General features: G+C 54.9%; 14 protein-coding genes and 3 tRNA genes. 16 read left to right on the top strand and 1 reads right to left on the bottom strand.

The window, feature by feature from the left end:
• Positions 1-34 precede the first annotated feature (34 nt).
• The 16 genes from sucC to ACLRGG_RS04910 all read left to right on the top strand — a co-directional run bounded on the left by sucC (position 35) and on the right by ACLRGG_RS04910 (position 12,426).
• Positions 35-1,201 (top strand): ADP-forming succinate--CoA ligase subunit beta, encoded by a 1,167-nt coding sequence (gene sucC / locus ACLRGG_RS04985; protein WP_416248701.1) that lies wholly within the window; start codon positions 35-37, stop codon positions 1,199-1,201.
• Positions 1,201-2,073, top strand: a complete 873-nt coding sequence (sucD, locus tag ACLRGG_RS04980; RefSeq protein ID WP_416248700.1) for a succinate--CoA ligase subunit alpha — start codon at positions 1,201-1,203, stop codon at positions 2,071-2,073. The genes sucC and sucD overlap by 1 nt, the downstream gene beginning before the upstream one ends.
• Positions 2,074-2,766: 693 nt before the next feature.
• Positions 2,767-4,335 (top strand): cytochrome ubiquinol oxidase subunit I, encoded by a 1,569-nt coding sequence (gene cydA, locus ACLRGG_RS04975; RefSeq protein ID WP_416248699.1) that lies wholly within the window; start codon positions 2,767-2,769, stop codon positions 4,333-4,335.
• Between the two features lie 15 nt (positions 4,336-4,350).
• Entirely contained in the window at positions 4,351-5,490 is a 1,140-nt protein-coding gene (cydB, locus tag ACLRGG_RS04970) for a cytochrome d ubiquinol oxidase subunit II (protein ID WP_416248698.1), read from the top strand.
• Positions 5,491-5,505: 15 nt separating this feature from the next.
• Complete coding sequence (gene cydX, locus ACLRGG_RS04965) at positions 5,506-5,616, top strand: cytochrome bd-I oxidase subunit CydX (RefSeq protein WP_067702413.1); 111 nt, start codon at positions 5,506-5,508, stop codon at positions 5,614-5,616.
• Positions 5,616-5,909, top strand: a complete 294-nt coding sequence (ybgE, locus tag ACLRGG_RS04960) for a cyd operon protein YbgE (protein WP_416248697.1) — start codon at positions 5,616-5,618, stop codon at positions 5,907-5,909. Before cydX ends, ybgE begins: the two co-directional genes overlap by 1 nt.
• A gap of 345 nt (positions 5,910-6,254) precedes the next feature.
• Positions 6,255-6,659, top strand: a complete 405-nt coding sequence (gene ybgC / locus ACLRGG_RS04955) for a tol-pal system-associated acyl-CoA thioesterase (RefSeq protein WP_416248696.1) — start codon at positions 6,255-6,257, stop codon at positions 6,657-6,659.
• Positions 6,660-6,664: 5 nt separating this feature from the next.
• Entirely contained in the window at positions 6,665-7,342 is a 678-nt protein-coding gene (tolQ, locus tag ACLRGG_RS04950; RefSeq protein WP_197473287.1) for a Tol-Pal system protein TolQ, read from the top strand.
• A 13-nt stretch (positions 7,343-7,355) separates the two neighbouring features.
• The gene (tolR, locus tag ACLRGG_RS04945) at positions 7,356-7,787 is read left to right on the top strand and encodes a colicin uptake protein TolR (RefSeq protein WP_067702418.1); all 432 of its coding nucleotides are present in this window, start codon (positions 7,356-7,358) and stop codon (positions 7,785-7,787) included.
• Positions 7,788-7,816: 29 nt separating this feature from the next.
• Entirely contained in the window at positions 7,817-9,106 is a 1,290-nt protein-coding gene (tolA, locus tag ACLRGG_RS04940) for a cell envelope integrity protein TolA (protein ID WP_416248695.1), read from the top strand.
• A 121-nt stretch (positions 9,107-9,227) separates the two neighbouring features.
• The gene (gene tolB, locus ACLRGG_RS04935) at positions 9,228-10,520 is read left to right on the top strand and encodes a Tol-Pal system beta propeller repeat protein TolB (RefSeq protein WP_416248694.1); all 1,293 of its coding nucleotides are present in this window, start codon (positions 9,228-9,230) and stop codon (positions 10,518-10,520) included.
• 44 nt (positions 10,521-10,564) lie between these two features.
• Positions 10,565-11,092, top strand: coding sequence for a peptidoglycan-associated lipoprotein Pal (pal, locus tag ACLRGG_RS04930; protein ID WP_067702424.1), 528 nt, complete (start codon positions 10,565-10,567; stop codon positions 11,090-11,092).
• A 9-nt stretch (positions 11,093-11,101) separates the two neighbouring features.
• The gene (cpoB, locus tag ACLRGG_RS04925; RefSeq protein WP_416248693.1) at positions 11,102-11,959 is read left to right on the top strand and encodes a cell division protein CpoB; all 858 of its coding nucleotides are present in this window, start codon (positions 11,102-11,104) and stop codon (positions 11,957-11,959) included.
• A 164-nt stretch (positions 11,960-12,123) separates the two neighbouring features.
• Positions 12,124-12,199 (top strand) — tRNA-Lys (locus ACLRGG_RS04920).
• Between the two features lie 35 nt (positions 12,200-12,234).
• A tRNA-Lys gene (locus ACLRGG_RS04915) sits at positions 12,235-12,310 on the top strand.
• 40 nt (positions 12,311-12,350) lie between these two features.
• A tRNA-Lys gene (locus ACLRGG_RS04910) sits at positions 12,351-12,426 on the top strand.
• 78 nt (positions 12,427-12,504) lie between these two features.
• On the opposite strand, the gene ACLRGG_RS04905 is transcribed toward ACLRGG_RS04910, so the two are convergent.
• Complete coding sequence (locus tag ACLRGG_RS04905; protein WP_416248692.1) at positions 12,505-13,956, bottom strand: AlkA N-terminal domain-containing protein; 1,452 nt, start codon at positions 13,954-13,956, stop codon at positions 12,505-12,507.
• Positions 13,957-14,149 lie beyond the last annotated feature (193 nt).

Genomic DNA, 14,149 nt, shown 5'->3' with positions numbered 1-14,149 from the left:
GGCTGAGTTTATTCCGACTAAATGGATTAACATCATGAACTTACACGAATATCAGGCAAAACAGCTGTTTGCACGGTATGGTTTACCGGCACCCACCGGTTATGCCTGCACCACACCACGTGAAGCAGAAGAAGCCGCCTCCAAGATTGGCGCCGGTCCGTGGGTAGTGAAATGTCAGGTTCATGCCGGAGGCCGCGGTAAGGCGGGCGGTGTGAAAGTGGTGAAAAGCAAAGAAGAGATCCGCGCCTTTGCCGAGCACTGGCTGGGCAAACGCCTGACCACCTATCAGACCGATGCTCAGGGTCAGCCTGTTAACCAGATTCTGGTGGAAGCGGCGACCGATATCGATCAGGAGCTGTATCTGGGCGCGGTAGTGGACCGTGGCACCCGTCGCGTGGTGTTTATGGCCTCTACCGAGGGTGGCGTGGAAATTGAGAAAGTCGCGGAGGAAACTCCGCACCTGATCCACAAAATGGCGCTCGATCCCTTGACCGGTCCACAGCCTTATCAGGGACGTGAGCTGGCATTCAAGCTGGGTCTGACCGGTAAGCAGGTAGGGCAGTTCACCAAAATTTTTATGGGGCTGGCAAACCTGTTCCTGGAGCGCGATCTGGCGCTGGTGGAAATTAACCCGCTGGTTATCACCAAAGAAGGCGATCTGATCTGCCTGGATGGCAAACTGGGTGCCGACGGCAATGCGCTGTTCCGCCAGCCGGATCTGCGGGAAATGCGCGATCCGAGCCAGGAAGATGCCCGCGAAGCGCAGGCTGCGCAGTGGGAACTTAACTACGTGGCGCTGGAAGGAAATATCGGCTGCATGGTCAACGGAGCCGGTCTGGCGATGGGCACCATGGATATCGTGAAGCTCAGCGGCGGTCAGCCTGCTAACTTCCTTGACGTGGGCGGCGGCGCGACGAAAGAACGTGTTACCGAAGCATTTAAAATCATCCTTTCCGACGACGCGGTAAAAGCGGTTTTCGTTAATATCTTCGGCGGTATCGTCCGCTGCGATCTGATTGCCGACGGCATTATTGGCGCCGTTGAGGAAGTGGGCGTCAGCGTACCGGTCGTGGTGCGTCTGGAAGGAAATAATGCCGAACTGGGCGCCAAAAAACTGGCGGACAGCGGCCTGAATATCATTGCAGCAACCAGCCTGAGCGACGCGGCGCAGCGCGTTGTGGCCGCAGCGGAGGGTAAATAATGTCCATTCTTATCGATAAAAACACCAGGGTAATCTGCCAGGGCTTCACCGGCGGGCAGGGGACGTTCCACTCTGAGCAGGCGCTGGCCTACGGCACGCAGCTGGTGGGCGGCGTAACGCCGGGCAAAGGCGGCACAGAACACCTGGGCCTGCCGGTCTTCAATACCGTGCGTGAAGCCGTGGAAGCGACCGGTGCGACCGCATCCGTTATCTATGTTCCGGCTCCCTTCTGTAAAGACGGCATCCTGGAAGCGATTGAAGCGGGCATCAAGCTGATCATCACCATCACCGAAGGTATCCCTACGCTGGATATGCTGACGGTGAAAGTGAAGCTGGACGAAGCGGGCGTGCGCATGATTGGGCCTAACTGCCCGGGCGTCATTACCCCCGGCGAATGCAAAATCGGCATCATGCCTGGACATATTCATAAGCCAGGACGTATCGGCATCGTTTCCCGCTCGGGTACGCTGACCTATGAAGCCGTTAAGCAGACCACGGATATCGGTTACGGCCAGTCAACCTGCGTCGGCATTGGTGGCGATCCGATCCCCGGCTCTAACTTTATTGATATCCTGACCCTGTTCCAGGACGATCCGCAGACGGAAGCGATTGTGATGATCGGCGAGATCGGCGGCAGCGCCGAAGAAGAGGCGGCCGCGTTTATCAAGGCAAACGTCACCAAGCCGGTGGTGGGGTATATTGCCGGCGTGACCGCGCCAAAAGGCAAACGTATGGGCCATGCGGGCGCAATCATTGCCGGTGGCAAGGGCACAGCGGATGAGAAATTCGCCGCGCTGGAAGCCGCAGGGGTGAAAACCGTGCGCAGCCTGGCCGACATTGGCGAAGCGGTGAAAGCCGTTCTGCCTCGCTAACCCGACGTTTTCATTACCGTGCCCGCCGCCCTGTGCTAAGCCAGCGCAGGGCGGTGAAACCGGCAGTATCATCGGCCTGAGTTCGTCCCGACGACGGATTCAGGCTTTTTTCATGGCAGTCTGGCCCTTTAATACCCTGTTCAGCATAATCCTGATCCTCTGTGCTTGACCCTTTATTATCCTGTGACTTCATCTCCCTCCCGCCTGCCGCTTCGGTTAAATAATCCAGGTAATTATTGTTTAATTATTCCTAATGCCGTTAAGTAGAATACAATAAATTAACAATAAAACCTCGCTAACATATAAATTGAGCCGTGCACCTTGATAAATATCAAGAAAGTACAATCTATTTAAATTGTTAGTTCTGGATTAGATACAGCCTTTTGGATTAAATTGCGTTACATCAAAATGCACCTGCCGGGTGCCCCTTTTGAAGAATGATCTTCACGATGGGTTTATTATTCTTAATAATTAAGCTTTATTTATCATTATTTGTGGCGGCTTAATATTTTTTTTGCCATGGATATCTTTGCGAGCCTGCGTTTTTCTCTAAAGGCACGATGAAAAGATATTAATAATCTTTATTTTACTCACCCGTGGGATCTTTTTTAGTTACTGGCACTGGCCCGCCGCCCCGCCTGGCAGGGCGCATCGCAAGGGCCAACACCCTCGAACGAGGAGCAAGGAGTCAAGATGTTTGATATTGTCGAACTGTCGCGCTTACAGTTTGCTCTGACCGCTATGTATCACTTTCTGTTTGTGCCCTTAACGCTGGGTATGGCGTTTTTGCTGGCAATTATGGAAACGGTTTACGTACTGTCAGGTAAGCAAATCTACAAAGATATGACGAAATTCTGGGGCAAGTTATTCGGTATTAACTTTGCGCTGGGCGTGGCTACCGGACTGACCATGGAATTTCAGTTCGGGACCAACTGGTCTTATTATTCACACTACGTTGGGGATATATTTGGCGCACCGCTGGCGATTGAAGGGCTTATGGCCTTCTTCCTGGAATCGACCTTCGTCGGACTGTTTTTCTTCGGCTGGGATCGGCTGGGAAAAGTCCAGCATATGGCGGTGACCTGGCTGGTGGCGTTAGGTTCTAACCTCTCTGCGCTGTGGATCCTGGTCGCGAATGGCTGGATGCAGAACCCCGTTGCCTCTGACTTTAACTTTGAAACAATGCGCATGGAGATGGTCAGCTTCTCAGAGCTTATCTTCAATCCGGTCGCTCAGGTGAAATTCGTGCACACCGTGGCGGCGGGCTACACCTGCGGCGCGATGTTTATTCTTGGTATCAGCGCTTATTACCTGCTGCGCGGTCGCGACGTTGCCTTCGCTAAACGCTCCTTTGCCATTGCGGCAAGCTTCGGCATGGCGGCGATTCTGTCAGTTATCGTGCTTGGTGACGAGTCCGGTTATGAAATCGGCGACGTGCAGAAGACGAAGCTGGCCGCGATTGAAGCCGAATGGGAAACCCAGCCTGCGCCAGCTCCCTTTACGCTGTTTGGTATACCCGATCAGCAGGCACAGGAGAATAAATACGCCATTCAGATCCCCTGGGCGCTGGGGCTGATTGCTACCCGTTCCCTTGATAAGCAGGTGACCGGGCTGAAAGAGCTGATGGGGCAGCATGAAGTGCGCATCCGTAACGGGATGAAAGCTTATCAGCTGTTGGCCGAGCTGCGATCCGGCAACGATGACCCTCAGGTACGCACCGCCTTCAACGCGGTGAAAAAAGATCTGGGCTATGGTCTGCTGCTGAAGCGCTATACGCCAAACGTCAGTGATGCCACTGAAGCGCAGATTGCCCAGGCGACCAAAGACTCCATTCCTCAGGTCGCGCCACTTTACTTCTCATTTCGCATCATGGTCGCCAGCGGCATCCTGATGCTGCTGATTATCGGCGGCGCATTCTGGGCGGTAGTCCGTAACCGCATTGGCAAAAGTACCTTCCTGCTTAAGTGCGCGCTTTACGGTATTCCTCTGCCGTGGATCGCCATCGAGTCCGGCTGGTTTGTCGCGGAATATGGCCGTCAGCCCTGGGCTATTGGCGAGGTGCTGCCGACGGCGGTGGCGAACTCCTCACTGACGGTTGGCGATCTGCTGTTCTCGATGATTCTGATCTGCGGGCTTTACACGTTGTTCCTGGTGGTTGAAATGTATCTGATGTTCAGGTTTGCCCGACTGGGTCCAGGCAGCCTGAAAACGGGTCGATACCACTATGAACAGTCTCCCCTTACCACACCAGCAGCACGCTAAGACAGGAGTCTTCTGATGATTACTTATGAACTGCTGCGATTCGTCTGGTGGGCGCTGATCGGCGTACTGCTGATTGGTTTCGCCGTGGCGGACGGATTTGATATGGGCGTGGGCATGCTCTCACGCATTCTCGGGCGGACCGATACCGATCGCCGCATTATGATCAACAGTATCGCCCCGCACTGGGACGGCAATCAGGTTTGGCTTATCACCGCCGGAGGCGCGCTGTTCGCCGCCTGGCCCATGGTCTACGCCGCGGCCTTTTCCGGCTTCTACGTGGCGATGATTCTGGTGCTGGCCTCGCTGTTCTTTCGTCCGGTGGGTTTTGACTACCGCTCGAAAATTGAAGATCCGCGCTGGCGTCGTACCTGGGACTGGGGCATTTTTATCGGTAGCTTCGTGCCGCCGTTGGTGATTGGCGTGGCCTTCGGCAACCTGTTGCAGGGAGTACCATTCCATACCGATGAGTATCTGCGTCTGTTCTACACCGGCAACTTCTTCCAGCTGCTGAATCCGTTTGCGCTGCTGGCGGGTATCGTCAGCGTTAGTATGATCCTTACGCAGGGCGCCACCTATTTACAGATGCGTACCACCGGCGAGCTTCACATCCGCTCACGCGGCGCGGCGCAAGTTTCAGCCTTAGTGATGATGGTGTGCTTTGTGCTGGCGGGGGTCTGGGTGATGAAGGGCATTGAAGGTTATGTGCTTGGCACCGTACTGGACCACAATGCGCCATCGAATCCGCTGGCTAAGGTGGTCACACGGGAAGCAGGGGCCTGGCTGGTGAATTTCAACCGTGCCCCGCTACTCTGGGCAATTCCGGCGCTGGGCGTGGTACTGCCGCTGCTGACGGTGCTCTGTTCGCGGCTGGAGAAGGGCGCCTGGGCGTTTTTCTTCTCTTCCCTGACGCTGGCCTGCGTGATTTTGACGGCGGGAGTGGCGATGTTTCCATTCATTATGCCCTCCAGCACGGTTCCCAATATCAGCCTGACAATGTGGGATGCGACCTCAAGTCTGCTGACGCTGAAAATTATGACCGTGGCCGCCATTATCTTTGTGCCGATTATTCTGGCGTACACAACCTGGTGTTATTACAAAATGTTCGGGCGCATCACGCGTGAGCAGATTGAAAATAACACCCATTCACTCTACTGATCGAGGAGCTGCACAATGTGGTATTTTGCCTGGATACTTGGCACGCTGCTGGCCTGCGCCTTTGGGATTATTACGGCGCTGGCGATAGAGCATATCGAAGAGAGCGAAGTGAAAAACGAACGCTAATGAAAACGGGAATTTTCAGGGTTCTCAAGGTGATGGACAGCAGCCCGATACGGGCGCTGTCCCTGCTGATGGCGCTGCTGCTGGCGGGCTGTATCTTCTGGGAGCCCGCCCGCTTTGCGGCTAACAGCGGTGAGCTGGCGGTCTGGCAGGGGCTGTTAGCGATCTGGGCCGTCTGCGCAGGCGTTATTCACGGCGTAGGGTTCCGGCCACGGCGGCTGCGCTGGCAGGCCTTTTTCTGTCCGCCCCTCGCCTGGTGCGTCCTGCTGGCAGGGCTGTTATTCTTTTTTAAATGATATGTCGGGCGGCTTTTCCGCCGCCCTTATCCCCGCTGCGTCAGTTTACGTTTACCCCTCTCCATCCGCTTCAGGCACTGTCATGTTCTGTCTGAAAAGTCTGTCAAAAACAATGAAGTTGTTTCCAAACGATAATTATTTTCTCTCCCCTCTGGCAACCCATTCCCAAGGGCATATCTCTTGCGTATAGTACGGCAAGCGTTACGTTAATTTTAAAGCGTTACGCGGGAAGTTATTGCCTTAGCCGAAGTCTGACAACGTCTGACAACGTCTGAGAGTGCAACAACGCTACGCCCCCTGGGGATGCAGCCTGACTTTTTTTAAAAGTAATACCGGGATGTAGAAGTGAGTACAACGCTGTTTCGATGGCCGGTGCGTGTTTACTACGAAGACACGGACGCCGGTGGTGTGGTTTACCACGCCAGCTATGTCGCTTTTTATGAACGGGCACGAACTGAAATGCTGCGCCAGCACCATTTCAATCAGCAGACGCTGCTGGAACAGCAGGTTGCGTTTGTCGTGCGTCGCCTGACGGTTGACTATCTTGCTGCTGCGCGCCTTGACGATCTTCTTGAGGTGCAGTCTGAGGTAGTAAGGATGACCAGAACGACGATGACTTTCGCACAACGAATTGTGAATGCAGAGGGGCGGACGCTGAACGAAGCGGAGGTTCTTATCGCCTGCATTAATCCACATCTAATGAAGCCAATTGCGCTTCCCAAGTCTATTGTCGCGGAGTTCAAGCAGTGACTGACATGAACATTCTTGATTTGTTCCTGAAGGCAAGCCTTCTGGTCAAACTTATCATGTTGATTTTGATTGGGTTTTCTATCGCCTCCTGGGCAATCATTATTCAGCGTACCCGCATTCTGAATGCGGCAGGACGTGATGCGGATGCATTCGAAGATAAATTCTGGTCGGGAATCGAACTCTCCCGCCTTTATCAGGAGAGTCAGGCACGTCGCGACGAGCTGGGGGGATCTGAACAAATTTTCTATGCCGGCTTCAAAGAGTTTGCCCGCCTTCATCGCGCCAATAATCACGCGCCGGAATCGGTGGTGGAGGGCGCGACGCGCGCTATGCGCATTTCAATGAACCGCGAGCTGGAAGCGCTCGAAAACAATATTCCTTTCCTCGGCACCGTCGGGTCGATCAGCCCCTATATCGGGCTGTTTGGTACGGTCTGGGGGATTATGCATGCCTTTATCGCCCTGGGCGCGGTCAAACAGGCCACGCTACAGATGGTGGCACCGGGGATCGCAGAAGCGCTGATCGCCACGGCGATCGGTCTGTTTGCGGCGATCCCGGCGGTCATGGCGTATAACCGCCTGAATCAGCGCGTGAACCGGCTGGAACAGAATTACGATAACTTTATGGAAGAGTTCACGGCCATTCTGCATCGTCAGGCGTTCTCCAGCGACGTCAGCAAGTAACAGCGGAGGCTCTATGGCCAGAAAGCGTGGTCGCAGCGGTCGCCGCGACATGAAGTCCGAAATCAACATTGTGCCTTTGCTGGACGTGCTGCTGGTGCTGCTGCTGATCTTTATGGCAACGGCGCCCATCATTACCCAGAGCGTGGAAGTTGACCTGCCGGATGCAACAGATTCAAAAACCGTTTCCAGCGATGATAATCCACCGGTGATCGTGGAAGTGGCGGGGGTAGGGCAGTACAGCCTGGTGGTCGATCATGACCGCATGGAGCAGCTCCCTCCTGAGCAGGTCATTGCTGAAGCGCAGCGTCGCATCCAGGCAAATCCGAAGACGGTTTTCCTGATTGGCGGTGCGAAGACCGTGCCCTATGACGAGATCATCAAGGCGCTTAACCTGCTGCATCAGGCAGGCGTTAAGTCTGTTGGCTTAATGACGCAGCCGATTTAATTCATTCGAACCGTTTTTGGGAACCGAGAGTGTCGAAGGCAACCGAGCAAAACGATAAGTTAAAACGAGCGATTATCATTTCAGTCATTCTGCATATCTTTTTGATTGCACTGCTGATCTGGAGCTCTTTTGACGAACATATCGAAGCCAGCGGCGGCGGCGGCGGTAGTGACATTGATGCAGTAATGGTTGATCCTGGCGCAGTGGTTGAACAGTACAATCGTCAGCAGAATCAACAGAGCGACAGCAAACGTGCCGAGCAGCAGCGTCAGAAGCAGGCAAAACAGCAGGCGGAAGAGCTACAGCAGAAGCAGGCGGCGGAACAGCAGCAGCTAAAGCAAATGGAAAAAGAGCGTTTGCAGGCTCAGCAGGAAGCGAAACAGCAGGCGGCCGAGCAGGCAGCGGAACAGAAGCAGGCGCAGGAAGCGGCTAAGCAGGCTGAGGAGCAGCAGAAGCAGGCTGAAGCGGCTGCCTCGCAGGCCAAAGCTGATGCGAAAGCCCGGGCGGATGAACAGGCTAAGGCGGCGGCAGACGCTCAGGTAAAGGCCAAAGCGGCGGCTGATGCGCATAAAAAAGCCGAAGCTGAAGCCAAAAAAGCGGCCGCTGAGGCTAAAAAGCAGGCGGATGCCGAGGCGAGACAGGCTGCGGCCGAAGCCGCTAAAGTGAAGGCTGCGCAGGAGGCGAAAGCCAAAGCCGCTGCCGATGCGAAAGCTAAGGCTGCAGAAGAAGCCAAAGCGGCGCAGGAAGCCAAACAGCAGGCTGCTGCGGATGCGAAAGCGAAAGCCGAGGCTAAGGCGGAAGCGAAAGCCAAAGCAGAAGCTCAGGCAGAAGCGAAGGCCAAAGCAGAGGCAAAAGCGGAAGCAAAAGCTGCCGCCGCTGCCAAAGCAAAAGCCGCGGCCGATGCGAAGAAAAAAGCCGCAGCTGAAGCCGCAAAAGACAGCAGTGATGTTGACGATCTGCTGGGCGGACTCAGTTCTGGCAAGAATGCGCCAAAACAGGGTAAATCCGGTGGCGCGGCGGGGCAGGGTAACCAGAAAAAATCCGGCGCTTCCGGCGCGGCCATTGACAGTTATCTTGGCCAGGTGCAGGGCGCAATTCAGAGTAAGTTCTATGATTCAGATACGTTCAAGGGCAGAACCTGCGACGTTCGCATCAAACTTGCACCTGATGGTCTGTTAATTTCGGCCGTGCAGTCGGGTGGCGATCCGGCGCTGTGCCAGGCGGCAATTAACGCGGCCAGAATGGCGCGGATACCGAAGCCGCCCAGCGCTGATGTTTATCAGGCGGTGAAAGACGCAACGCTGATATTCAAGCCATAATAAACCGGTATGTTCCGGCAGGGGGAACCAAAACTCCCCTGCCGGACTCTACATATGCATTCACGGTTCTTTGAAACACTGCTAATTATCGTGGACATCGCGTTCAGATAAGGGAGAAAAGATGAAGCAGGCATTTCGTGTAGCACTGAGTTTTTTACTGCTGTTTGTCGCGGTAGCGCATGCAGAAGTTCGTATTGAAATCACCCAGGGGGTGAACACCGCGCGTCCGATTGGCGTGGTGCCTTTTAAATGGGATGGTCCGGGTGCCGCGCCTGAAGATATTGGCGGCATTGTGGCGGCAGACTTACGCAACAGCGGTAAGTTTAACCCGTTGGATCGCTCACGTCTGCCACAGCAGCCGACGACGGCGGCGGAGGTCCAGCCTGCGGCGTGGACCGCCCTGGGCATTGATGCCGTGGTGGTAGGTAAGGTGCAGCCGGGCGCTGACGGCAGCTATCTGGTCTCATACCAGCTGGTGGATACCTCAGGGAATCCAGGTGCTATTCTGGCGCAAAACCAGTATAAGGTAACCAAACAGTGGCTACGTTACGCGGCGCACACCGCCAGTGACGAATCTTTCGAGAAGCTGACCGGCATTAAGGGTGCATTCCGTACGCGTATCGCCTATGTCGTTCAGACGAACGGCGGTCAGTTCCCGTATGAACTGCGCGTCTCCGACTATGACGGTTATAACCAGTTTGTCGTGCATCGTTCACCGCAGCCGCTGATGTCTCCGGCCTGGTCAAAAGACGGCAGCAAACTGGCTTATGTGACTTTTGAAAGCGGCAAATCAGCGCTGGTCATTCAGACGCTGGCAAACGGTGCTATTCGTCAGGTGGCCTCATTCCCACGCCACAACGGCGCACCGGCCTTCTCACCGGATGGCACTAAGCTGGCGTTCACCTTATCGAAGACCGGCAGCATGAATCTGTACGTAATGGATCTGGGTTCCGGTCAGATCCGCCAGATAACGGACGGTCGCTATAACAATACCGAACCGACCTGGTTCCCGGACAGCCAGACCCTGGCTTACACCTCCGATCAGGCCGGTCGTCCACAAATCTATAAAATCAGTGTTAACGGTGGCGCAGCCCAGCGTCTGACCTGGGAAGGCTCTCAGAATCAGAATGCCGACGTCAGCACTGACGGTAAATCACTGGTGATGGTCAGCACCAACGGTGGTGCGCAGCACATCGCCAGGCAGGATCTGGAAACGGGAGCCGTGCAACAATTAACGGACACGTTCCTGGATGAAACGCCAAGCCTCTCGCCAAACGGCACGATGGTAATCTACAGCTCTACACAGGGTATGGGTTCCGTTCTGCAGCTGGTTTCGACTGATGGGCGTTTCAAAGCGCGTCTTCCGGCAACCGATGGACAGGTAAAATCACCTGCCTGGTCGCCGTATCTGTGATGCATGTGTAAATATGTATGGCAAACAATAATAGGATTGTAGAAATGCAACTGAATAAAGTGCTGAAAGGCTTAATGCTGGCACTGCCAGTAATCGCAGTGGCTGCTTGTAGCTCACACAAAAACAACAACAACGACCAGACCAGCGGTATGGGCGATGGTGCAAATAGCGGCATGAACAGCGGCATGAATGGCGGCGGCAACATGTCTTCTGACGAGCAGGCTCGCCTGCAGATGCAGGAGCTGCAGAAAAACAACATCGTTTACTTTGGTCTGGACAAGTATGATATCCAGTCTGACTTCGCTCAGATGCTGGATGCGCACGCGACTTTCCTGCGTAACAACCCTTCATACAAAGTGACCGTAGAAGGTCATGCGGATGAGCGCGGAACCCCAGAGTACAACATCGCCCTGGGCGAGCGTCGTGCGACTGCGGTTAAAATGTACCTGCAGGGCAAAGGCGTTTCTGCCGATCAGATCTCTATCGTCTCCTACGGTAAAGAGAAGCCAGCGGTGCTGGGTCATGACGAAGCGGCTTATGCCAAAAACCGTCGTGCCGTTCTGGTCTACTAAGAGAATCACATGATTAGTAACTTCAGACTTCACCTGTTGGGTCTGTCGTTACTGGTTGGCGTAGCGGCTCCCTGGGCCGCTAATGCCCAGGCGTCAATCAGTAACGTTGGCTCAGGCTCGGTCGATGACCGCGTCACCACCCTTGAGCGTATCTCGAATGCCCAGGGACAACTTCTTCAGCAGCTTCAGCAGCAGCTCTCCGACACCCAGCGCGATATCGATTCCCTCCGTGGACAGATTCAGGAAAACCAGTATCAGCTGAATCAGGTCACCGAGCGTCAAAAAAACCTTTATCAGCAGATTGATACGCTTAGCAGTAATGCTGGCAGTGCAGGTACAGGTGCAGGTACAGGTGCAGGTACAGGTACAGGTACAGGTACAGGTACAGGTACAGGTGCTCAGGCTCAGCCAACCGTATCGGGTGAGGATACCGCAGCCGCCGCAGGCGGGACTAACGCTAACAGCGGCACGGCTACGGCTGGCGTGCAAAGCGGAGATGCAAATACCGATTACAATGCGGCGGTCGCCCTTGTTCTGGAGAAAAAACAGAACGATCAGGCTATCACTGCTTTTCAGGCATTTGTAAAAAAATACCCGGATTCCACCTATCAGCCTAATGCGAACTACTGGCTGGGACAGTTGAATTACAACAAGGGTAAGAAAGACGACGCGGCCTATTATTTCGCTACCGTGGTCAAGAAATACCCTAAATCGCCGAAAAGTCCTGATGCACTCTACAAGGTTGGCGTGATCATGCAGGAGAAGGGTGACACGGAAAAAGCGAAAGCCGTCTGGCAGCAGGTGGTTAAACTTTACCCGAACAGTGACGCGGCAAAAAATGCGCAAAAACGGGCTGGCACGCAGTAAGTGTTAAGCTTTGACCCGTTATCGCGTGATTTCTGGTCCATACGCGCGAAAGGTAGTCAGTTGAACGGGTTGGTTTAAAATAGTGGTTGCGCTGAATCGGTAAATCAGTAATATATGCCGCCGTTGCCGGGACATATGTTAAAACGTTCTGACAGCACGAAAGTGGGTCGTTAGCTCAGTTGGTAGAGCAGTTGACTTTTAATCAATTGGTCGCAGGTTCGAATCCTGCACGACCCACCACTATCAGATAGTCACAGGCAGTACACCGCTTCAGCGGGTCGTTAGCTCAGTTGGTAGAGCAGTTGACTTTTAATCAATTGGTCGCAGGTTCGAATCCTGCACGACCCACCACTATCAGATTCAGATAGCCACAGCACTACACCGCTTCAGCGGGTCGTTAGCTCAGTTGGTAGAGCAGTTGACTTTTAATCAATTGGTCGCAGGTTCGAATCCTGCACGACCCACCAATGTCAAAAGGCGCCCTAAAGGCGCCTTTTTGCTTTTCTGCATTGGTGCGGGGTTGGAACCTGCAACGAAATGCACGCTCAGGGCGTCAGGTTTTTCCAGATATGCATAACGGCATAGCTGCGCCAGGGACGCCAGGCTTCAGCAATCTTCTCCGCCTCCCGGGCGCTCACGCCGCCCAGATTCTTCCTCACGACCCCATCCTCTTTGACGAAAGCATCCGGCCAGTGTAGTGCGCGCATGGCGATATAGTGTGCGGTCCAGTGACCAATACCTGGCAGGGCGGTCAGCGCGGCAATAGTTTGCTCCGGGTGCGCTACGGCATCAAACGTCAGCGCCCCGCTGTCACAGGCCTGAGCGGCGGCGATAATCGTCCGTGCGCGTGTGCTGATAATACCCAGGCGGGCAACCTCATCCAGGCTTACCTGTGCCACATCTGCCGCCAGCGGCGTCAGATGCGTTAACGCCGGCAGCGGCGTGGCGAACGGTTCACCAAAGGCTGCCGCAAAGCGCCCACCGAGCGTGGTAGCGGCCTTAACGGTGATCTGCTGCCCGAGAATGGCTCTGACCAGCGTTTCAAAGCCATCAAAGGCGCCGGGAAGCCTGAGTCCGGGGTTTTTTTGCAGGCTTTCCCGCAGCAGTGGGGATTGTTTAAGGTGCGTTGAGATGCGATCGGGGTGAGCGTCCAGATCGAATAAATTTCTCAGTCGCCGGAGCAGCATGGGCAGAACCAGTATCAGCGAATGGGTAAACTCCAGGCGCAAACTGTTTTTATGCGGCTCGTGCAACAGGCGCACCCAGCCCGTATATTGCCCCAGACGCACCGTACGGGCATAACTCTCCTGATCCACGCTCTCTATGCCTTTTAGTGCGCGAAGGCGCAGGAAATCAAGGAGGGACGCCCAGTCGTAGGGTGGACGATAGCTCATCAGCAGCGTTGAGGTTTCCCCGAGGGAAGCGGCCCCGGTCTCACGGACTGTTTTACGCAGGCGCCCTGGCGGCATGCGATACTGCCTGCTGAACACCTCGTTAAACCGCCGCAGGCTGGCGAAGCCGCTGGCATAGGCGATATCGGTGATCGACAGTGCCGTTTCGGTCAGCAGCTGCTTTGCCAGCAGCAGACGTCGGGTTTGCCGAAGCTCAACGAAAGAGACGCCGAGTTCTTTATGTATGATGCGCCGTAGCTGACGGGAGCTGAGCGCAAACCGGGCGGCAGTCTGCTCTAATCCTTCTGCCGCATCGATTTGGCCGTCCTCAATACGCTGGATAAGCAGATTAGCGATTCGCTGGCCGTTATCGATCGGCGCATTACCCGGCGCCAGCTCAGGGCGGCAGCGCAGGCAGGGTCGAAAGGCGGCTTTTTCCGCGGCTTCGGCGCTGTCAAAAAACAGGCAGTTTTGCAGGTGGGGCGGCTTGACCGGGCAGACAGGCCGACAATAAATTCCTGTCGAGGTGACGCCAACATAAAACACGCCGTCAAAGCGGGCGTCACGCGAGGTCAGCGCACGCCAGGCCAGGGTAGGATCAATCATTCAATTGCCTTCTCGCATCGGGTTAAGGGAACAGCATGCAGGTAACCGGCTGTCCAGAGGGATCGCCTGACACCGAAGATAGCGACAACTCATTTTCATCACTGGCGGTTTTCGGACGGCTAACCTGTTTATTTCCCTGTCCGAAAACGGCTGGCAGCCGCTTCAGGATTAAGGATAATAAGCGTTATTGTTT

This window comes from Erwinia sp. PPS120, assembly GCF_047918655.1.
GTDB classification, from domain to species: domain Bacteria; phylum Pseudomonadota; class Gammaproteobacteria; order Enterobacterales; family Enterobacteriaceae; genus Erwinia; species Erwinia tasmaniensis_A.
The sequence above is the reverse complement of the archived record's forward strand: the minus strand, read 5'-3'. Positions and strand labels throughout refer to the sequence as shown.

Bases quoted from the DNA above. Each gene is read 5' to 3' on its own strand.
- cydX (WP_067702413.1), top strand. From the start codon at position 5,506: ATGTGGTATTTTGCCTGGATACTTGGCACGCTGCTGGCCTGCGCCTTT.
- ACLRGG_RS04905 (WP_416248692.1), bottom strand. From the start codon at position 13,956: ATGATTGATCCTACCCTGGCCTGGCGTGCGCTGACCTCGCGTGACGCC.
- tolQ (WP_197473287.1), top strand. From the start codon at position 6,665: ATGAACATTCTTGATTTGTTCCTGAAGGCAAGCCTTCTGGTCAAACTT.
- cydB (WP_416248698.1), top strand. From the start codon at position 4,351: ATGATTACTTATGAACTGCTGCGATTCGTCTGGTGGGCGCTGATCGGC.
- sucD (WP_416248700.1), top strand. From the start codon at position 1,201: ATGTCCATTCTTATCGATAAAAACACCAGGGTAATCTGCCAGGGCTTC.
- cydA (WP_416248699.1), top strand. From the start codon at position 2,767: ATGTTTGATATTGTCGAACTGTCGCGCTTACAGTTTGCTCTGACCGCT.
- sucC (WP_416248701.1), top strand. From the start codon at position 35: ATGAACTTACACGAATATCAGGCAAAACAGCTGTTTGCACGGTATGGT.
- cpoB (WP_416248693.1), top strand. From the start codon at position 11,102: ATGATTAGTAACTTCAGACTTCACCTGTTGGGTCTGTCGTTACTGGTT.
- tolB (WP_416248694.1), top strand. From the start codon at position 9,228: ATGAAGCAGGCATTTCGTGTAGCACTGAGTTTTTTACTGCTGTTTGTC.
- pal (WP_067702424.1), top strand. From the start codon at position 10,565: ATGCAACTGAATAAAGTGCTGAAAGGCTTAATGCTGGCACTGCCAGTA.
- ybgE (WP_416248697.1), top strand. From the start codon at position 5,616: ATGAAAACGGGAATTTTCAGGGTTCTCAAGGTGATGGACAGCAGCCCG.
- tolR (WP_067702418.1), top strand. From the start codon at position 7,356: ATGGCCAGAAAGCGTGGTCGCAGCGGTCGCCGCGACATGAAGTCCGAA.